Below are 17,992 nucleotides of genomic sequence, written 5' to 3'. Positions count from 1 at the left end.
TAAAGCGAAGAAAAAGACGACGGGGGCGCGGGCTAAGCGCGATCGTCGTCGGAAGCTCGCGACCGAGGCTCCCGCATCTGCTGAGGAGCTGCTGGCAAGCGTGCCGGGACTCGACGCGCTGCAGGACGTTCCGGCGTTTGATGACCTGCCGGTCGATGAAGCTCAGCAGACTGCCTTTGATGATTTCTGCGCACATGCCGAGGAGCCCGAGCAGATGCAGCTTGGCGCCGTGGTGCGCTTGGATCGCGGGTTTCCGCTGGTGGCGACTGCCGACGATACCTTCCGCGCCGAGCATGCCGTGGGGTTTGCCAAGTCGCGCGGTGAGGACGAGGTCCTGCTGCCTGCCGTGGGCGATCGTGTGGCGGTGCGCCGCGCTCCCGGGCACGATATGGGCGTGATTGAGTGCGTGCTGCCGCGCCGTACGAGCTTTGAGCGTTGGCGCGGCCGTGCCCGCGGAGAGCGCCAGGTGCTCTGCTCCAACGTGGATAGCGTGCTAATCGTGCAGGCGCTCGGTGCCGGCGAGGTGCTGCTCGACCGTGTGGCGCGCTCGCTGGTGTTGGCGCTCGACTGCGATGCCGAACCGGTGGTGGTACTCACCAAAGCTGACCGTTGCGATGCCGAGGAGCTCGAGCGCGATCTGGACCGCGTGCGCCGCCTGGTGGGTCCGGACGTGCGCGTGATCGTGACGTCCTCTGCCGAGGGCCGCGGCCTGGACGAGGTCCGTGCCTGCGTGCCTGTCGGGAGCTGCGCCATGATTCTGGGCGAGTCGGGTGCCGGCAAGTCGACGCTGCTCAATGCACTGCTGGGCCACGATACGTTGGCGACCGGCGGTGTGCGCGAACGCGACGACCAGGGCCGTCACACTACCGTCGCGCGCGTGATGGTGGCGCTGCCGGGCGACGCCGGCGTGATCGCCGATGCCCCGGGTCTGCGCAGCCTGCCGCTCGTGGGTCACGAGCGGGGTCTGGCGCGCGCTTTCCCCGAGATTGTCGAGGCATCGCGTGCGTGCCGGTTTGGCGATTGCACGCATGTCCATGAGCCGGGTTGCGCCGTTCGCGAGGCCGAAGACGCCGGGCAGATTGACAGCCTGCGTCTGGAAACGTTCCAAAACCTGGCGTCATCCATGCGCGTGAGCGCTCAAATGCTCGATCCCGATGTCCATCTGTAATTGATTTTTCCTATGACAGCCGTCTCCCAACTGTTCGGGAGACGGCTTTTTTGCTGCGGAAAAGCCTCGAAACATGCAGTTTGCTGACGTGTCGACCAAAACCTTGCCACGAGCTTGACGGGCTGGTCAGCTTTTGGTCAGCGATTGGTTTGACATCGAAAACCAAGATCGCGATTGCGCCGCTTTGCGCTCTGACCGCCCAGACAATGGTGGTATGGGCATTCGCCCGGCACTGCCATGAGAGGAGCGGCCGTGAACAAGAGCAAGCGCATCGCCATCAGTCTGGTCGCGGGCGTGCTCGCTGCGCTGCTCTGCATGGCTTACGGCTCGTCGATCCGCTCACGAGCCGAACAGGTCCAGGCTGAGATCTTGGCCAAGTACGGTGGCGATCGCGTCGAGGTATGCGTCGCGGCGCGCGATATCGATGTGGGCGAGACCCTCGATGAGACCAATGTCATAACCCAGGAATGGCTGACGAGTCTGCTGCCGCGTGACACGGCGACCGAGCTGCGCCAGGTGCGTGGCGACGTGACGACTTCGCGTATTCCCAAAAACGCCGTGATCTGCAATGTTTACACCAAGGCCGAGAGCCACAAGCTCGAGGTGCCTAAGGGCAAGGTCGCCGTTTCGGTGGCGGTCGATGCCGAGCACTCGGTCGGCGGTGCTGCGGGCGTGGGCAGCTACGTGGATGTGTATGTGCAAAAAGACGGCGTAACCGATCGGCTGTGCGGCGCGTACGTGATCGATACCAGTGAGGATTCCGGTGCCACGCGCGAGGGCAAGATCGAATGGGTGACGCTGGCGGCTGACCCCGAAGACGTCAAGGAACTGCTGGGAGCCTCGGGCAAGGGAACGGTCAGCCTGACGATTCCCGCCACGGCGCGCGGCAAAAAGAGCGGAGGCGACGAGTGATGAAGGCGATCTGGCTTGCGTGCTGCGCGTGCGGTGATTACGGGCTGTTGCAGCGGGAAGTCGAGGGCCGTGATGTGGGTGCACAGGTGCTTCGCGTGGGTGACCTGGACGGACTGGTTTCCATGGCGCGGGCGTTTCCGTCGCGCCGCGGGGCTGCCATCATCGCGGCGTCTCTGTTTGATACCGAAGATGTGCGCAAGACTGTTGCGCGCCTGACGGCCGAAGGCCGCGTGAGTCGCGTGGTCGTGTTGATAGAAGCGCTCGATCCGTCGGATATCGAGGGGCTGTTTCGCGCGGGGGCGACCGAGGTCATCGCTGCACACAGTATATGCGGTAACGGGCGCGCGGGCGAGGGAGCGGTTGATTCCGATCGGCGCATGACGATTGAGCCCGATGCTTTTGTTGATAGGGAACCCGGGGCGCCTCGCGCTACAAGAGGCCCGCGTGTTGATGATTATGGAAAAGCGGAAGCCGAGCATGGTCGGCGCCCCCGGAACCCTCTTGTATACGATGACGCTGGAGGGCCGGCGCAGCATGCTGGCGATTCCCCGGCTGTAGATATGGGATACGTGCACGGCGTGAATCTGGCGGATGAACTCGATGAAGTTGAGGGCTTTGCCGGGTGCGGCGAGTTGTCGCTGATGCAGCATGAGCAGATTGCACAGAACGAGCCTGCCTCGCAGACCGAACAAGCTGCCATGCCGGCTTGGACGCAGCATGTGGTTGCGGCGGGGGAGACGGGGACGCTGTCACCGACGCCCGCCCCGCCGCCTCCGATGCCGCCGGCAGACGCTGCCGCTTCGCCGCATCGAGCTCCGGTCATCTGCGCCATTTCGGGTTCGGGCGGTTGCGGCAAGTCGACGATCGTTGCCACCATGGCACACACATCGTCGCTGTTGGGCTTGCGTGCCGCCGTGCTCGACCTGGACCTGATGTTTGGAAACCTTTACGACTTGTTAGGCGTCGATGCTCCGCGCGATATGGCGGCACTTATCGAGCCGTCGGCGGCGGGCACGCTCACCGAGCCGGATATCGTAGCCACATCGATGCGCGTGGCGCCGGGCGTTACGCTCTGGGGTCCCGTCGCGGCGCCCGAGCAAGCCGAGCTCATGGCACGTCCGGTGGAGCTACTGCTTGATGTCCTGCGTCGCGAATCCGACGTGGTCTTTATCGATACCTCGGTCTTTTGGGGCGACGCCGTGGCGGCTGCGGTGGCGGCGAGCGACCGTTGCCTGATCGTTGGCGATGCGGCGGTGTCGTCCGCGACATCGGCGTCGCGCGTCATTGAACTGGCAAGTCGAGTAGGTGTGCCGCGCACGCGCATGAGCGCCGTGTTCAACCGGTTCGGTGCGCGCGGGGCAGACGAGGACGTCGCCATGCGCTTTGAGATTGCCTGTGCGTTGAGCTCCAAGATTCGTATCGCCGATGGCGGGCAGGATCTCGCCGCGCTCATGGCGTTTGGGCGCGCTGACGAGGCAGTGGGGCAGACCAGCGCTTTTGCGACCAGCGTGCGCGAGGCCACGCGCGAGATGCTCGTGGAACTGGGGTGCGCCGTCGGCCCTTGGAGCGATATGGTCGCCGACCGTGCAACGCGCACCGAACGCCCGCGTATCCGCCTTCCCTGGTCGCGCGAGGGTGATCAGCGATGAGCCTGCAAACGAGGATTAAGGCTGCCGGCGCTGCGGCGGCGGCAGCGCCTGTAGATGCGGGGCGTCGCCGCGCTGTGAAACGACGCACCAAGCGCGCCGTGATGGACCGCATGGGTTACGACGAAGTGGCGCGTATCAGCGCCTATATCGACCCGGCACTTGCCCGCTCGGAATTGCGTCCTGCGGTGGAGGCGGCGCTCAATGTTGAGGAGCCGACCGATCTCGCGACGCCCGAGCGCGAGACCATCATCGACGAGATTTTGGATGACGTGGTGGGCTTGGGGCCGTTGCAGCCGCTCATCGAGGACGACACCGTTACCGAGATCATGATCAACGGCTGCCGCTCGGCTTTCTTTGAACGCGGCGGCGTCTTGTACCCCATCGAGCATGCGTTTGAGGATGATGAGCAGATCCGTGTGCTTATCGACCGCATTATCTCGCCACTTGGCCGCCGTGTCGACGAGCGCAGTCCCATCGTCAACGCCCGCCTCAAAACGGGCTATCGCGTCAACGCGGTGATTCCGCCTGTGGCGATTGACGGACCGATTCTCACCATCCGAAAGTTCTCGGACCGTATCTGCTCGCTGGACGAGCTCGTGGGGTTGGGATCGCTGCCGCTTTGGTATGCGCAGCTGCTGTCGTGTGCGGTGTCGCTGCGACAGGACCTGGCGGTTGCGGGAGGCACGGGATCTGGTAAGACCACCCTGCTCAACGCGTTGTCATGTGAGATTTCCACCGGCGAGCGCATCGTGACGATCGAGGACTCTGCCGAGCTCAAGTTTGCGCATCATCCGCACGTGGTGCACCTAGAGGCGCGCGAGGCTTCAATTGAGGGCGAAGGCGCGGTGACGATCCGCGACCTGGTAACTAATGCCCTACGCATGCGCCCCGACCGCATCGTGGTGGGCGAGGTGCGCGGTGCCGAGTGCTGCGACATGTTGCAGGCCATGAACACGGGCCACGACGGGTCGCTCACCACACTTCATGCGGGTTCAGAACAGGAGACCGTGGTGCGTCTGACGTTGCTTGCACGTTATGGCATCGATCTGCCGAGCGAGCTCATCGAGGAGCAGATTGCCATGGCGCTCGACGGCATCGTGATGTCCGAGCGCCACGCCGATGGCAGGCGTTTCGTCTCCTCGTATTCGGGGGTGCGACGCGCCGCATCGGGTGGCGTAGAGCTCGAGCGCTATGTGACGTTCGATGCCGCCGAGCGCACCTGGACGCTTGACCGCGAGCCGCCGTTTATCGCAGAAGGCCTGCGGTCGGGGACGCTCACACAAGAGGAGGTGGACGAATGGAGATCACTGTGCCCCTCGTCGTAGGGGGCTTGGCAGGGCTTTCTGTCGCGACGGCGTGCGGGGCGGAACCTCGTGTGCCGCAGGTACCGCCGGCGGAGCTGGCACGTCAGGCGCTCGAGACGGTGGCAGAGAAGCTGCCACGTGAGCTGGTGGAAAACGATCTGCTGAAAAAGATCGCCCGTTCGTGGGCATCGCTGGCTCCGGCGCATCGCCTTGGCCTCGTGATCGAAGATGCTTCGGGACGTTTGGCGTTTCTGCTGCTATCGAGCGGTGTCTGCTGCGTTTTACTAACGATGGTGTCGTTATCGCCCCTCGGATTTGCCTTGGGACTTGTTGCTCCGTTTGCCGTTGGTGCCGCTCGGGATGGCTTTGAGAGCCGGCGCGAGCAACACGATGCAGAAGAGGCAATGCCCGAGGCGTTTACCGCACTTTCCATGTCGCTTGCCTCGGGACATTCGCTGGCCCAGGGCATGCGCTTTGTGGGCGCTCATGCGCAAGAGCCAGTGCATACCGAGTTTTTGCGGGTGGCGGCGGCGATCGATTGCGGCATCTCGGCGACCGACGCGCTCGATGACTTGCTCGTGCGTATCGACGCCCCCGGTCTTTCGCTTGTGACCTTGGCGCTTAAGGTGTCTCAGCGCACCGGCGCTCCGCTTGCCGACTTACTGTCCGAGGCGTCGAGCATGGTGGGGGAGCGCATTGAGCTCAAGCGCCGCCTGGATGTTAAGACGTCGCAGGCTCGCATGTCTGCGCATATGGTCGCGGCGATGCCGGCGGGCATGTGCGCGGTGTTGGCGCTGCTTTCGGCAGATTTTCGTCGCGGTCTTGCGACGCCTGCCGGCGCGGGCACTGTGGTGCTGGGTCTTGCCCTCAACGCCGTTGCCCTGGTGGTTATCCGGCGCATTATGCGGGTGGAGCTATGAGCGCCCCGGTTGCAGTTGCGGCTTGCCTGTGCGCCCTGAGCGTATTTGTCGCGACGGGTTTGGATCGGGCGGATGCACGCAAGATCGCAGGGGCCTGCAAGCGCGAGGCGGTGCTGGTCGCTGCCGCGGGTCGCTCGGTGGTCGATGCTCTGACCGCGCGAGTGAAGGGCGCGGTTGGAGCGGGCGGCCCGGCGCGAGTGTCGCTCGGCGAAGTGTCCGAGATGATCGATGTTGTGCGCTTGGGTCTTTCGGCCGGTCTTTCGTTTGATGCGGCGCTTGAGATTTTCTGCGCCAACCGCCGGTCAGTGCTGGCTCTTCGCCTTGAGCGCGCCTGCATGGCGTGGCAGGTGGGCGTGGGCACGCGTGAGGACGAGTTGTTGGCCGCCGCGCGCGACCTGGACGTGCGAGCGCTCGAGACCTTTGCCATCACGGTGGGGCAGGCGCTCGCCCTGGGTGCCCCACTTGCCGAGACGCTGGCCGCTCAAAGTCGCGAGATCCGTGCGGCTCATCGCGCCGCGGTCGAGCGCGAGATCGAGCGTGCGCCCGTCAAGCTGCTGATTCCCACCGGCACGCTCATCTTGCCGGCGTTGCTTCTGTCCATATTGGGCCCGCTGCTGGGAGCAGGCGGGATGATGTAGGGAGGAATACATGAACACGATGACTGACGCTGCTGGCAAGGTCCAGGGCTGGGCGTTTTGCCGGGCGGCACATGTTCGTCAGCGCGCCAAGGAACTATTGCAGGAGGAGAGTGCACAGGGTACCACCGAGTATGCCATCTTGGTCGGCGTGCTCGTGGTGATCGCGATTATCGCCATCGTCGCATTTAAGGGCAAGGTCCAAGATCTATGGAACGCTATCAGCGAGGGCATCAACAGCCTGTAGAGGGCGAGCGCCCCATCGGGGTGCTGCTGGTGTTTGCTTGCCTGACCGTGGCGATAGCGGCGGTGCTTTGGGGGCTTAACGCCGCGCGGCAGCAGCGTCCTGGGACCGCCTCCGATTTGGGCTCAGATTCGGCGGTGGCGTCTCAAAAAGATGAGATGCGAGATGCGGACGATTCGGATGCCGCTGTCACGGCGCAAACCTTTCTGCGGACGCTCGACAAGCGGTCTGGCACTGCGACGGATTCGCCTGAGGGCAACGCGATTGCGGTCCGGCTTGCATGGTCCGAGGACCGACCGATGACCGAAGCGGCGGCGGATATGCTGCGTGCCTATCGCGAGGTACCCACGGCGCAACTTGCTCTGAGCGGCTATCTCGACATCAAGGGAAACGTGTGGGGCGCCATCGTGCGCGACGGACGCGGCTGGGTCGATATGGTGACAATTGCCGCGGATGCTGGCGATGCTTCGTGTCGTCTGCGCGCCGTGCGCCTGAGCCCGCAGGCAACGGACTCAAAGGAGGGATCGTGAAATGCATGATGTCCTGCGTGAGGAATCTGCCCAGGCGACGGTCGAATACGCCATCGTCACGGTGGCGCTGTTATCGATCGTGCTGGCGATCGCGGGACTTTGGCGTGCCGGCACCGATGGGCGCTTGGCGGCGCTGGTTGAGCGGGCGGCATCCCATGGCGTTGCCTCGACGTCGGTTATCGACGCCGCTGCGGCCGCTAAGGACATCGCGTTGTATTGATGCCGCGCGCGAGGACCGGGCGCAGTCTACGGTCGAGGCCGCTTTTTTGCTGCCGACGTTTCTGACACTCATCCTTCTCGCGCTGCAACCGGTGTGCCTGCTCTATACGCGCGCGGTCATGGAGTCTGCCGCCGCCGAGACCGCGCGGCTCATGACCACGACGACGGCGGAGGACGACGATCTTAAGGAGTTCACCCGCCGCCGACTAGCCGCAGTGCCCAACGTTTCGATCTTTCATGCCGGCGGGCCGTTGTCGTGGGATATCGAGCTTGGCCGGGCCGGTGCGGGTGGCGTCTCGTCCGTGTCCGTTTCCGGCGAGGTCAAGCCGTTGCCCGTGATCGGTGCGTTTGCGCAGGCTATGGGTGGTACCGCCGAAGGCGGCTACGTTGAGCTCAAGGTCGATGTCTCGTATCAATCGCGTCCCGAATGGCTGGAGGGAGATTATGATTCGTGGATTGCTACATGGGATTAAGCGTTTCTGGTCTAGACGCGTTTTGACGCGCCGTCCGAGCTGCCATCGCAAGCGAGGCGGCTTTATGGGTCGAGCCGGTGTCGATCTGTTTATCGAAGACGGCGCCTATACCACGCTTTCTTCTGCCGTGGTCATCCTAGTGGTGCTCACATTGTTGTTTTCGTCGACCGCGGCGATATGGAGCATGTCGCGTGCCGGGGATACCCAGGTGGCGGCTGATAGCGGCGCGCTGGCGGGTGCCAACGTAGTGTCGTCCTATCACACGGCTGCCACGGTGGTTGATGCGAGCATCTTGAGTCTGGGGCTGGCGGGGTTTGCCACGATCGGGACGGGCCTGGTCGCCATCCTCATCCCGGGTGCCGAGCCGGTTGCCGGCAATATGGTCGACACCGGGATTGAGATCATTAAAACGCGCAACAAGTTTGCCAAAAGCGCATCGGAAGGCTTACAGAAAATCGAGACGGCTCTGCCGTATCTGATCGCCGCGCGTGCCACGCAGGCGGTGTCGGCGCAGGATACCGATAGTGTGACCTATACCGGTACGGCGCTTGCCGTGCCCAGGACATCCGAGTCTGACTTCGCTGCGCTCAAAGGATCAGAGATCTCGACCGATACCATTAAAGACACATCAGATGATTTAGAGTGTGCGGCCGAGGAACTGCGGAAGGCTTCTGAGGACACGGCGAAGGCTAAAGAGCGTGCTTGGCTGGCGGATTGTGGTGGGTCTGACAAGGGCTCGGTCGGCAGCTGTTCTTGCATGTGGGAGCGTGCGAAAAGCCTAACGGATCTCTCCGGTGTTCAAAATCCGCATTACTCATCGAGCGTTACGTGGGAGCCCCAAGTTGCCCTTGATCGCGCGAAGGACTACTACCATTGGCGTCTGACAAATGAGAAGCCCCACGGCTCGAGTGTCGAGATGAAGGCAGAGTCTGCGGCGCGTAAGGCGTTTTATACCTATGCGAGCGCGGAGGTCGATCGGGCACATATAACCGAGAACGGAGACAGGGTTTCCTCCTATATTCCGCTGCTGCCGCGCAACTCTGATGAGGTTCGGGCGACGGAACTCTATACCGATGCGGTGTGGCCGACGAGCGTGAACGATGACAAGGCGTATCTGCATTACGGGACGACCTGCCCTAACTATAAGAAAGGGACGCCGAGCGGATTTGCTTCGGTTGCCGATTACGATGGACAGGATAAATGCAGCAAATGCCATTTTGGCGTTTTGTCGCTTGGTGCTGTTGCGGCGCCTTCAACCTCTATCGAAAACGGCTTCGAGTATCACTTTGACAAGTTTAAAGACGCCCTGGAGGACTACGTCGACTGTCGCAACAAGGAGCTCGAGCTCGAGCGTCAGACCGAGGACGAAGCCGACCGTGCGGGCAATGCGTTCGATACCGCCATCAAAGAACTTTCCGGTGAGCGTCCGCGTATCGCCCCACCTGGCCGCAACGGCGTAGTCGCCTTTGCAGTTTCGGGTGATATTACCAGCCCCGATCAACTTAACTCTTCGTTTAACACGGCGGTTGAGCTTGGCAGTCGCGGTGCCATCTCTGCCGCGGTACTGGCGCCCGATGAGGCGACGGCGCAAAACAACGTGCTTTCGCGATTTTTCTCGACATTGAAGGAACGCTCGGGTAGCGTTGCCGGCGTACTCGATGGCGTCATGGATGTCTGGGGACGGCTGCTTGTGGGATACGGAGACATCCAAGGTTCGGCCGACGAACTTATGGACGAGATGATTAAAGGCCTAGGAGGGGGCAGCGGCGCGTTGGGCTCCATTGCATCGTGGCTCGGCGATACCGTTTCGGCGTCCGTGGCGGCGCTGGGTTTGGAACCGTGCGACTTGCGCCTGCGAAAGCCGGTGCTGACTGATTCCGCCAACGTCATTAAGGGCCCGGGGTCTGACATTGCTGGTCTCTCTCAAGCGCAAGACAAACTGCGAAGTATTCCGTTGGGCGTGACCGATCCCAAGGCGCTTTGCGAGGCGTTGGAATATCAAGTCGAACGCACCATCAGCGGTACTGTGTTCACGCTTGCGGAGATTCCTCTGCCCGGCGGCGGCTCCATCCCACTCACCGTCGATGTCGCCACGCTGGTTGGCGCTCTGGGCGGTGGGTCGTAATGAGTATCCGCATGCGTCTGCGCGAGGAGCGCGCCCAAGCGACGGTGGAGATAGCAGTGGTTGCGCCCGTTTTGCTGGTGCTGGCACTCATTGTGTACAACGTCATGGTCTTTGCCGGTGCGGTCGCACGCTTCGACCGCGTGGTGCCCGACATCGTGTTGGCGCACGCCGTGGCGCCGAGCGGGGAGGGCGACGAAAGCTCTGCCGATGCCTCGGCGACGGTTCAGACGCAAATTCTGAATGCCATGGAAGGCTATGACTTGCAGATCGAAGTGTCGAGCGAGCAAGGCGCGGAGGCATCGGATGGTGGTCTGCTCTCCCTATCCGGTACGTTTAGGACCTACACCTGCACCATGCACTATGAGCCGTGGCCGACTTCTCTCAGCATCGCTGGCGTTCCGCTGGGGGCGCCGACAACGTTGTCGCACGAGCGCGCGGTGACGGTCGATCCATGGCGTCCGGGGGTGGTCATGTGACCGCGGTCTCGTCCTACATCGCCTACGCGCGGGCACTCAACAGGCTGGGTTGGACGCCGGCCGAGTTTGCGGTGGCGGAGTCGTTTGCCGTGCGCCTGCGCGGCATGCTGGGACGGTGTCCGGTTGCCGCCAACGGTCTGCCGCTCGTCATGGCATTTCCACGCTGCTCTTCGGTCCATACGTGTTTTATGGCCTATCCCATCGACATCGCCTTCATCGATCGCGACGGCAATATCCTCGCGCGCTACGAAAACGTACGTCCCTGGCGTATGTGCTCCTGCCCCGGCGCCTGGGCCGCACTAGAGCGCCCTTCAATCATTGTTTCGACCCCTGCTCTCCAACGCGTGCCGGCTTAAGAATTGGCGACAGCGGACTTTCGTCATACGAAATTGGGTAAGATGGAGGAGAAGATGCATGGATGTCGAGATCCATCCCAACGCTAAAAAGCACCTGACGGAAGGGGTCGATGATGGGCAAGACGTATACGGCCGCTAATGGTCAGGTTGTAACGGATGAAATGATTGACGCGTGGTGCGAGTCGTACGAGCGCGGAGAGTTTCCGGATGGCGAACACACCGTTGGTGGGATCGTGCATGGACGGCCCCCACTCTCAGGTGAGGGGACGGCAACGCTGTCGGTCAAGATTCCTCTGGGAATGAAGGAGGCCATTCGTCGACGGGCGGCTGCCGAGGGGATGACGCCAAGTGAGTTTGCCCGTGCGGCTCTGAGCGAAAAACTTCTTGCTGCCGGCTGATGCCTCTGACGTGCCGATTTAAAGAACCGAGGCTGTGCTCAAAAACTTTTTTAAAATTCTCGGTTGACCGGAACGCGTCCTTGGTTATACTAATCAAGCCTTGAAACAAGGCACACCTCAAATGGCTGGGTAGCTCAGTTGGTAGAGCAGAGGACTGAAAATCCTCGTGTCAGGGGTTCGATTCCCTTCCCCGCCACCTTGAATTGACTAGGACCTCTGCAAAGGGGTCCTTTTCTTTTATGCAGCCCCCACATGGAATCGAACCCCGTGAGGGCGCGGAGCTGAGTAAACGCGTAAGCGTTTGCCAGCGCAGCTCGCAAGGCGCGTAAGCGCCGCAGCGGTCCGTCCGCGCAGCGCGCGGACGCGATTCCCTTCCCCGCCACCTTGAATTGACTAGGACCTCTGCAAAGGGGTCCTTTTCTTTTATGTAGGGTTCTGCGGAAACTGCGTCCCAGAATAAGGGCTCAGAACGGGACACACTTTCCGCTTCGGGCCTGTCTGGGAAAGCGCGACCCGGAATGACGCGAAATTGCGGGTCGCGCTTTCCGGTTGGGCCTGCTAACGGAAAATGCGCCCCATTATTGAGCGATAGAACGGGACGCGATTTCCGGTGCCTGCCTCCGGCGCGCGTACACACCTCGTCGCACCATTCCGAGCCCGCCCGCCCCAGACATTCCTCCCACTTTCGCATCACTTTACAGACCGTTCGGTCGCCTGTCCGCACACGCGGGTATACTCAAAACGATACTTATCCTATGCAATACGATGCGGGTTCGACCTGCATGATCCGAAGGGGGCAGTGATGGAGAGGATACTCGGCGTTAATCTCTCTGGCTGGTTTATTCCCGAGCCTTGGGTGACCCCGTCGCTGTACGCGGCGACCGGTGCATCCAACGCAGCCGAGCTGCAGGAGGCCATGGGTACCGCCGCCTATAACGAGCGCATGCGCCGTCATTACGAGACGTTTGTGAGCGAGGACGATTTCCGCCGCATGGCGCAGATTGGCCTCAATGCCGTGCGTCTGCCGGTGCCCTGGTATGCCTTTGGCTCACAGGAGTCCGATGCGTCCTACATCTCGGTTGTCGACTACATTGACCGTGCGATTGAGTGGGCTGCCAAGTACGATATCCGCGTGCTGCTCGATCTGGCAACTGTGCCCGGTGGCCAGGGCGATTCCAACGATTCGCCCACCACGCCGGAGGCTGTCGCCGAGTGGCATTCGTCCACCAACGGCCGTCATGTCGCACTCGACGTGCTCGAGCGCTTGGCCGATCGCTATGGCGAGGCCGAGAGCCTGCTGGGCATTGAGCTGCTGGACACGCCGCAGATGAGCGTTCGCAAGAGCCTCTTCACCATGACGGATGGCATTCCCGCTCACTACCTGCGCAATTTCTATCGCGATGCCTACGAGCTCGTCCGTTCGTATATGCCCGAGGATAAGATCGTCGTCTTCTCGTCGTCGGGGCATCCCAGCGAGTGGAAGCATTTTATGCGCGGCGCCAAGTACAAGAACGTCTACATGGACCTTCACCTGTACCATTACCGCGACGAGTATGCGCTCGACATCACGAGCCCTCGCGGGCTGACGACGGCGATTTCGCGTAACAAGCGCGAACTTAAAGAAGCGATTTCGACTGGGTTCCCCGTGCTGGTGGGCGAATGGTCGGGCGCGGCGATCTTTGCCAACTCGTCGGTTACGCCCGAGGGCCGCAATGCCTACGAGCGCGTGTTTATCGCCAACCAGCTGGCATCGTTTGCGCCGGCGGCTGGCTGGTTCTTCCAAACGTGGAAGACCGAGAAGCGCATTGCAGCATGGGACGCCCGCGCGGCGCTCGGTACGCTCGAGCGCGGCATGATTGAATAGGTTGATATGACGCAAAATAGCGCCCATACGGGCAAACTCTATGTGGTCGGCACGCCCATCGGCAACCTGGGCGACCTGTCCCCGCGCGTTGGTGAGGCTTTTGCCGCCGCCGATGCCATCTGCTGCGAAGACACGCGTGTGACGTCAAAGCTGCTGATGCACCTGGGCATTTCCAAGCCGCTTGTCCGTTGCGACGAGAATGTGATCGCCAGCCGCGCTGCCGGCCTGGTCGACCGTCTGCTGGCGGGGGAGACCCTCGCCTTTGCCTCGGACGCCGGCATGCCGAGCGTGTCCGATCCCGGCCAGGCGCTGATCGAGGCGGCACGTGAGGCCGATGTGCCCGTCGAAGTTATTCCCGGGCCCTCTGCTTGCGTCACGGCGCTTGTTTCGTCCGGCATTCCCTGCGAGCATTTTTTCTTCGAGGGCTTTTTGGGCCGAAAGCACGGCGACCGTGTGCGCCGTTTGCAGCGCCTTGCCGTGGTGCCCGGCGCACTCATCTTCTACGAGTCTCCACATCGCATCGTGGCGACGCTCGAGGCCGTGGCGGAGGTCTTTCCCCAGCGTGAGGTTGCCGTCTGCCGCGAACTCACCAAGCTGCACGAGGAGGTCTTGCGCGGGCCCGCTGACCAGCTTGCCGAGGAGCTGCGTGCTCGCGGCGAGGTAAAGGGCGAGATTGCGCTGGTCATCGCGCCGCCGAGCGAGGATGAGGAGGCCGGCATCGCGCCGGTTGGCGCTGCGGTAGCGGATCCCGACGAGGCCCTGCGCGAGGATATCCGCGCCGCGCTCGAGGAGGGGGAGCCCGCATCTGCGGTGGCCAAGCGCCTGTCTCAGAAGTATTCGCGCCGCAAGCGCGATGTCTATGCCATGGTGCTCGATATGCAATAGATGGAGGATATCCAGCCCTTGCGCTAGAATCATCCTCTGTATGCAACGTTTTTCTGGAGGACAAACCCCATGGATCAAAGCAAGCCTTCGTTCTTTATCACGACGCCCATCTACTACGTCAACGCCGATCCGCACCTGGGCACGGCTTATTCCACCATCATCGCCGACGTTCAGGCTCGTTATCGCCGCTCCGCCGGCTATAACGTCAAGTTCCTGACCGGCATGGACGAGCACGGCGAGAAGGTCGCCGAGGCCGCAGCCAAGCATGGCATGACGCCGCAGGAGTGGACCGATAGCCAGGCCCCGCACTTCAAGGAGCTTTGGAGCAAGCTCGAGATTTCCAACGACGACTTCATCCGCACCACCGAGCCGCGCCAGCATCATGCCGTGCAGTACCTGTGGGAGCGCATGAAGGAGTCCGGTTACCTGTATAAGGGCAGCTACGACGGTTGGTATTGCGTGCCTGACGAGACCTACTTCACCGATACGCAGGTCCAGAAGGGCGACGAGGAGTACGGCAGCGTCGGCCAGCACCTGTGCCCCGACTGCCACCGTCCGCTTGAGCGCGTGCAGGAGGAGTCCTACTTCTTTAAGCTTTCCGCTTTCCAGGACAAGCTTCTCAAGCTCTATGACGAGCACCCCGACTTTGTCGAGCCTGCGTTCCGTATGAACGAGGTACGCAGCTTTGTCGAGGGCGGCCTTAACGACCTTTCCGTGAGCCGTACGAGCTTTGACTGGGGCATTCAGGTCCCGTTTGACGAGGGTCACGTGACCTACGTGTGGTTCGATGCACTGCTCAACTATATGACAGCCGTCGGCTACGGTGTCGACACCGATGAGGCGCGTGCCGAGCTGGCCTATCGCTGGCCCGCGCAGTTCCACATCGTGGGTAAGGACATCATCCGCTTCCACTGCGTCATTTGGCCCGCCATGCTCATGGCCATCGGCGAGGCCCTGCCCGAGCACGTCTTTGCCCACGGCTTCCTGACCGTGCGCAATGCCGAGACCGGCAAGGCCGAGAAGATGTCCAAGAGCCGCGGCAACGCCATCGCTCCGCAGGATGTTATCGACATGCTGGGCGTCGAGGGCTACCGCTATTACTTTATGACCGACGTGGTCCCCGGCACCGACGGCGCCATCAGCTTCGATCGCATGGAGCAGGTCTACAACGCCGATCTGGCCAACAGCTGGGGCAACCTCATTTCGCGTTCGCTCAACATGAGCGCAAAGTACTTTGACGGCTGCGCCCCGGCTAAACCGGCGTCTGCCGACGCGTTCGATAACCCGCTGGCAAAGATTGCCGACGGTTTGGTCGAGCGCTACATGGCCAAGATGGACGTGCTCGATTACGGTGGAGCTAAGGACGAGGTCATGGAGCTCATCCATGCCGCCAACCACTACATCGAGGACTCCGAGCCCTGGGCGCTTGCCAAGGACGAGGCCAAGGCTGACGAACTGGCATTTGTGATCTACAACTTGCTCGAGGCCATCCGCATCGCCGCCCACCTGCTGATGCCGCTCATGCCCCAGACTTCTGTCGAGGCTCTGCGCCGTCTGTCCTGTGAGGGCGAGGCCGCGAGCGACGACCTCAAGGGCATTTGCACTTGGGGCCTGCTTGCCGGCGGTCAGTCCGTCGAGAAGGGCGATCCGCTGTTCCCGCGTCTGGCGTAGAGACCGCGCGAGCGCCATATCGGCAATTTGCTGTTTAGCTGTAAGGGCATGGCCGCCACGGTCCATGCCCTTTTGTTTCAAGACGCCGCCATCATGCTAAGGAGGCAACCATGACAACTTCGCCTTTGGCAAACCCCACGGCCACCAGGGAGCTGCTGGAGGAGTTTGGCCTTGCGACCAAGCATCGCCTGGGCCAGAACTTTCTAATCGACAATCATGTGATCGAGCGTATCTGCGAGCTTGCCGAGCTTGCAGGTGACGAGCGCGTACTCGAGGTGGGTCCGGGTTGCGGTACGTTGACACTTGCGCTGCTGCAGGAAGCGGCGTGCGTTACGTCCATTGAGGCCGATCCCGAGCTTGAGCCGGTGCTCGACGCCCATGCCACCGACTACGCCAACTTCCGCTTTATCATGGGCGACGCGCTCAGGGTGACGCCGGGGCAGATTGAGCAGGCTGCGGGCGGTGAGCCGACGGTATTTGTCGCGAACCTGCCCTATAACGTGGCGGCGACGATCATCCTGCAGTTCTTCCAGACGATGCCCGCGCTCAAACGTGCCGTCGTCATGGTTCAAAAGGAGGTTGCCGATCGCATTGCCGCAGTGCCGGGCAACAAGACCTATGGCGGCTATACGGCAAAGCTTGGCCTGTATGCGCAGGTGACGGGTCGCTTTGAGGTGCCGCCGCGTTGCTTTATGCCGGCGCCACACGTGGACTCGGCCGTCGTGCGTATCGACCGTGTTGACGGTGTGGTGCCCGAAGGACTCGATCGCGAATTTGTGGCCCGTGTGATTGACGCTGCATTTGCTCAGCGTCGCAAGACCATCCGCAATTCCATGAGCGCCAACGGCTTTGCCAAGGACGTGCTCGATGCCGCCTTTGAGGCTTGCGGTATCGCACCCACCACGCGCGCCGAGACGCTCGACGTCGCCGCCTTTGTCCGCTTGGCTCAGGAGCTAATCCATGACGCCTAATGCCGAACGCGTGACGTTTACCAAAAAGAAGAAAACGGTGGCCTGCCCGGTGCCGCTGGCGCCGCTTGCCGACACACATGCGCATCTGCTTTCGTTCTGGGGCAAGGATGTGCCTGAGACACTCGTGCGTGCCAAGGCGGCAGGCATCGACCTGTTGGTGACGGTCTTCGACCCCATCGCCGACAAGCGCAGCGTGACGGACTATAGCGACTGGCTGACGCGCGAGATTCTGCCGATGCAGGATATCCCGCAGATCAAGTATCTTGCCGGCGTGCATCCGTATGGCGCGCCGGACTATACCGACGACATTCACGCGCAGGTTGTTGCTGCGCTTGATGACCCTTTGTGTGCCGGTATCGGCGAGATTGGTCTGGACTACCACATGGATTACGACGACGACATCACGCCGGCGCCCCACAGCGTGCAGATTGATTGCATGGCACGTCAGCTCGAAGTCGCCGTGCGCTGCAATGTGCCGGTGGAGCTGCATCTGCGTCACGAGGACACGGACCAGGAGCGTACCTCGCACGTGGACGCCTACAACGTGCTTCGTGAGGTGGGCGTGCCCCAGGCCGGTTGTGTGCTGCACTGCTTTGGCGAGGACCGCGCCACGATGGAGCGCTTTGTGGAGCTGGGCTGCTATATCGCCTATGGTGGTGCGGCCACCTTTAAGCGCAACGACGACGTGCGCGAGGCATTTGCGGCAACCCCACTCGATCGAATTTTGTTCGAGACGGATTGCCCGTATATGGCTCCGGAGCCCATCCGCGGTCTTGAATGCGAGCCCGCAATGATCTCCATTACGGCAAACGCGCTGGTTAACGACCGTGTCGATCGCACTGGTGAGGACGCCGAAACAATCGCGCAAGCCGCTTGGGAAAATGCCTGCAAACTTTTTCAAAAATAGTTCTTGCGTTCGTGGTGGCGCTCCGTTATTCTAATTTCTGCACGCGGGCGTGGCGGAATTGGCAGACGCGTACGGTTCAGGTCCGTATGGGGGCAACCCCATGAAGGTTCAAGTCCTTTCGCCCGCACCATTAAATGAAAGAGCTCCCAGCAATGGGAGCTTTTTTGTAATATGAGAAAGCCATTGTCAATAGGCATGCGCATTCGGACCCGGCCCTAAGCCGGGTCTTTTCGTTTCAAGACTTTAGTCTGCTGGCCGCGCAGCGGCCAGCTTTAAACCACCCGC

19 protein-coding genes and 2 tRNA genes are annotated in these 17,992 nt (G+C 62.0%); all 21 read left to right on the top strand.

Annotation, left to right across the window (positions count from 1 at the left end; all coding sequences use genetic code 11):
- Positions 1-214: 214 nt before the first annotated feature.
- The 21 genes from rsgA to DWY05_RS06415 all read left to right on the top strand — a co-directional run bounded on the left by rsgA (position 215) and on the right by DWY05_RS06415 (position 17,837).
- The gene (gene rsgA, locus DWY05_RS06515) at positions 215-1,168 is read left to right on the top strand and encodes a ribosome small subunit-dependent GTPase A (protein WP_199409592.1); all 954 of its coding nucleotides are present in this window, start codon (positions 215-217) and stop codon (positions 1,166-1,168) included.
- 252 nt (positions 1,169-1,420) lie between these two features.
- Entirely contained in the window at positions 1,421-2,080 is a 660-nt protein-coding gene (gene cpaB / locus DWY05_RS06510) for a Flp pilus assembly protein CpaB (protein ID WP_233504044.1), read from the top strand.
- A complete protein-coding gene (locus tag DWY05_RS06505; protein WP_117821133.1) occupies positions 2,080-3,729 on the top strand; it encodes a P-loop NTPase in 1,650 nt (549 codons plus the stop codon). The genes cpaB and DWY05_RS06505 overlap by 1 nt, the downstream gene beginning before the upstream one ends.
- Complete coding sequence (locus DWY05_RS06500) at positions 3,726-5,054, top strand: CpaF family protein (protein WP_117821134.1); 1,329 nt, start codon at positions 3,726-3,728, stop codon at positions 5,052-5,054. Before DWY05_RS06505 ends, DWY05_RS06500 begins: the two co-directional genes overlap by 4 nt.
- Positions 5,027-5,953, top strand: coding sequence for a type II secretion system F family protein (locus tag DWY05_RS06495; RefSeq protein WP_117821135.1), 927 nt, complete (start codon positions 5,027-5,029; stop codon positions 5,951-5,953). Before DWY05_RS06500 ends, DWY05_RS06495 begins: the two co-directional genes overlap by 28 nt.
- Entirely contained in the window at positions 5,950-6,591 is a 642-nt protein-coding gene (locus tag DWY05_RS06490; protein ID WP_055250542.1) for a type II secretion system F family protein, read from the top strand. Before DWY05_RS06495 ends, DWY05_RS06490 begins: the two co-directional genes overlap by 4 nt.
- 10 nt (positions 6,592-6,601) lie before the next feature.
- Positions 6,602-6,835: a hypothetical protein gene (locus tag DWY05_RS06485; RefSeq protein WP_089572694.1), complete on the top strand. Its 234-nt coding sequence runs from the start codon at positions 6,602-6,604 to the stop codon at positions 6,833-6,835.
- Positions 6,799-7,362 (top strand): hypothetical protein, encoded by a 564-nt coding sequence (locus tag DWY05_RS06480; RefSeq protein ID WP_147335209.1) that lies wholly within the window; start codon positions 6,799-6,801, stop codon positions 7,360-7,362. The genes DWY05_RS06485 and DWY05_RS06480 overlap by 37 nt, the downstream gene beginning before the upstream one ends.
- 1 nt (position 7,363) lies before the next feature.
- Entirely contained in the window at positions 7,364-7,582 is a 219-nt protein-coding gene (locus DWY05_RS06475; protein ID WP_117563704.1) for a hypothetical protein, read from the top strand.
- Complete coding sequence (locus tag DWY05_RS06470) at positions 7,518-8,054, top strand: TadE/TadG family type IV pilus assembly protein (RefSeq protein WP_117765468.1); 537 nt, start codon at positions 7,518-7,520, stop codon at positions 8,052-8,054. Before DWY05_RS06475 ends, DWY05_RS06470 begins: the two co-directional genes overlap by 65 nt.
- Positions 8,055-8,118: 64 nt before the next feature.
- On the top strand, positions 8,119-10,179 hold the full coding sequence (locus tag DWY05_RS06465; protein ID WP_117821137.1) for a hypothetical protein: 2,061 nt from the start codon (positions 8,119-8,121) through the stop codon (positions 10,177-10,179).
- A complete protein-coding gene (locus DWY05_RS06460; protein ID WP_117821138.1) occupies positions 10,179-10,655 on the top strand; it encodes a hypothetical protein in 477 nt (158 codons plus the stop codon). The genes DWY05_RS06465 and DWY05_RS06460 overlap by 1 nt, the downstream gene beginning before the upstream one ends.
- The gene (locus DWY05_RS06455; protein ID WP_233511294.1) at positions 10,652-11,011 is read left to right on the top strand and encodes a DUF192 domain-containing protein; all 360 of its coding nucleotides are present in this window, start codon (positions 10,652-10,654) and stop codon (positions 11,009-11,011) included. Before DWY05_RS06460 ends, DWY05_RS06455 begins: the two co-directional genes overlap by 4 nt.
- Before the next feature lie 113 nt (positions 11,012-11,124).
- Entirely contained in the window at positions 11,125-11,409 is a 285-nt protein-coding gene (locus DWY05_RS06450; RefSeq protein WP_035137167.1) for a ribbon-helix-helix domain-containing protein, read from the top strand.
- A 123-nt stretch (positions 11,410-11,532) separates the two neighbouring features.
- Positions 11,533-11,605, top strand: a tRNA-Phe gene (locus DWY05_RS06445).
- A gap of 606 nt (positions 11,606-12,211) precedes the next feature.
- The gene (locus tag DWY05_RS06440; protein ID WP_055309641.1) at positions 12,212-13,273 is read left to right on the top strand and encodes a glycoside hydrolase family 5 protein; all 1,062 of its coding nucleotides are present in this window, start codon (positions 12,212-12,214) and stop codon (positions 13,271-13,273) included.
- Between the two features lie 6 nt (positions 13,274-13,279).
- Complete coding sequence (gene rsmI / locus DWY05_RS06435) at positions 13,280-14,158, top strand: 16S rRNA (cytidine(1402)-2'-O)-methyltransferase (RefSeq protein WP_117821140.1); 879 nt, start codon at positions 13,280-13,282, stop codon at positions 14,156-14,158.
- A 69-nt stretch (positions 14,159-14,227) separates the two neighbouring features.
- The gene (gene metG / locus DWY05_RS06430; protein ID WP_117821141.1) at positions 14,228-15,829 is read left to right on the top strand and encodes a methionine--tRNA ligase; all 1,602 of its coding nucleotides are present in this window, start codon (positions 14,228-14,230) and stop codon (positions 15,827-15,829) included.
- 110 nt (positions 15,830-15,939) lie between these two features.
- Positions 15,940-16,800: a 16S rRNA (adenine(1518)-N(6)/adenine(1519)-N(6))-dimethyltransferase RsmA gene (rsmA, locus tag DWY05_RS06425; RefSeq protein WP_117821142.1), complete on the top strand. Its 861-nt coding sequence runs from the start codon at positions 15,940-15,942 to the stop codon at positions 16,798-16,800.
- On the top strand, positions 16,790-17,707 hold the full coding sequence (locus DWY05_RS06420) for a TatD family hydrolase (protein ID WP_117821143.1): 918 nt from the start codon (positions 16,790-16,792) through the stop codon (positions 17,705-17,707). The genes rsmA and DWY05_RS06420 overlap by 11 nt, the downstream gene beginning before the upstream one ends.
- 43 nt (positions 17,708-17,750) lie before the next feature.
- Positions 17,751-17,837: transfer RNA gene (locus DWY05_RS06415), tRNA-Leu, on the top strand.
- The last annotated feature ends 155 nt before the right edge of the window (positions 17,838-17,992 follow it).

Origin of the sequence: Collinsella sp. AF23-4AC, assembly GCF_003462685.1 — a bacterium.
Lineage (GTDB): Bacteria > Actinomycetota > Coriobacteriia > Coriobacteriales > Coriobacteriaceae > Collinsella.
This window is presented reverse-complemented; position numbering and strand designations above follow the sequence as displayed.

Bases quoted from the DNA above. Each gene is read 5' to 3' on its own strand.
- DWY05_RS06505 (WP_117821133.1), top strand. From the start codon at position 2,080: ATGAAGGCGATCTGGCTTGCGTGCTGCGCGTGCGGTGATTACGGGCTG.
- DWY05_RS06420 (WP_117821143.1), top strand. From the start codon at position 16,790: ATGACGCCTAATGCCGAACGCGTGACGTTTACCAAAAAGAAGAAAACG.
- DWY05_RS06495 (WP_117821135.1), top strand. From the start codon at position 5,027: ATGGAGATCACTGTGCCCCTCGTCGTAGGGGGCTTGGCAGGGCTTTCT.
- rsmA (WP_117821142.1), top strand. From the start codon at position 15,940: ATGACAACTTCGCCTTTGGCAAACCCCACGGCCACCAGGGAGCTGCTG.
- DWY05_RS06460 (WP_117821138.1), top strand. From the start codon at position 10,179: ATGAGTATCCGCATGCGTCTGCGCGAGGAGCGCGCCCAAGCGACGGTG.
- rsmI (WP_117821140.1), top strand. From the start codon at position 13,280: ATGACGCAAAATAGCGCCCATACGGGCAAACTCTATGTGGTCGGCACG.
- DWY05_RS06500 (WP_117821134.1), top strand. From the start codon at position 3,726: ATGAGCCTGCAAACGAGGATTAAGGCTGCCGGCGCTGCGGCGGCGGCA.
- metG (WP_117821141.1), top strand. From the start codon at position 14,228: ATGGATCAAAGCAAGCCTTCGTTCTTTATCACGACGCCCATCTACTAC.
- DWY05_RS06485 (WP_089572694.1), top strand. From the start codon at position 6,602: ATGAACACGATGACTGACGCTGCTGGCAAGGTCCAGGGCTGGGCGTTT.
- DWY05_RS06440 (WP_055309641.1), top strand. From the start codon at position 12,212: ATGGAGAGGATACTCGGCGTTAATCTCTCTGGCTGGTTTATTCCCGAG.
- DWY05_RS06470 (WP_117765468.1), top strand. From the start codon at position 7,518: ATGGCGTTGCCTCGACGTCGGTTATCGACGCCGCTGCGGCCGCTAAGG.
- DWY05_RS06475 (WP_117563704.1), top strand. From the start codon at position 7,364: ATGCATGATGTCCTGCGTGAGGAATCTGCCCAGGCGACGGTCGAATAC.
- DWY05_RS06450 (WP_035137167.1), top strand. From the start codon at position 11,125: ATGGGCAAGACGTATACGGCCGCTAATGGTCAGGTTGTAACGGATGAA.
- DWY05_RS06490 (WP_055250542.1), top strand. From the start codon at position 5,950: ATGAGCGCCCCGGTTGCAGTTGCGGCTTGCCTGTGCGCCCTGAGCGTA.
- DWY05_RS06480 (WP_147335209.1), top strand. From the start codon at position 6,799: ATGGAACGCTATCAGCGAGGGCATCAACAGCCTGTAGAGGGCGAGCGC.
- DWY05_RS06465 (WP_117821137.1), top strand. From the start codon at position 8,119: ATGGGTCGAGCCGGTGTCGATCTGTTTATCGAAGACGGCGCCTATACC.
- rsgA (WP_199409592.1), top strand. From the start codon at position 215: ATGCAGCTTGGCGCCGTGGTGCGCTTGGATCGCGGGTTTCCGCTGGTG.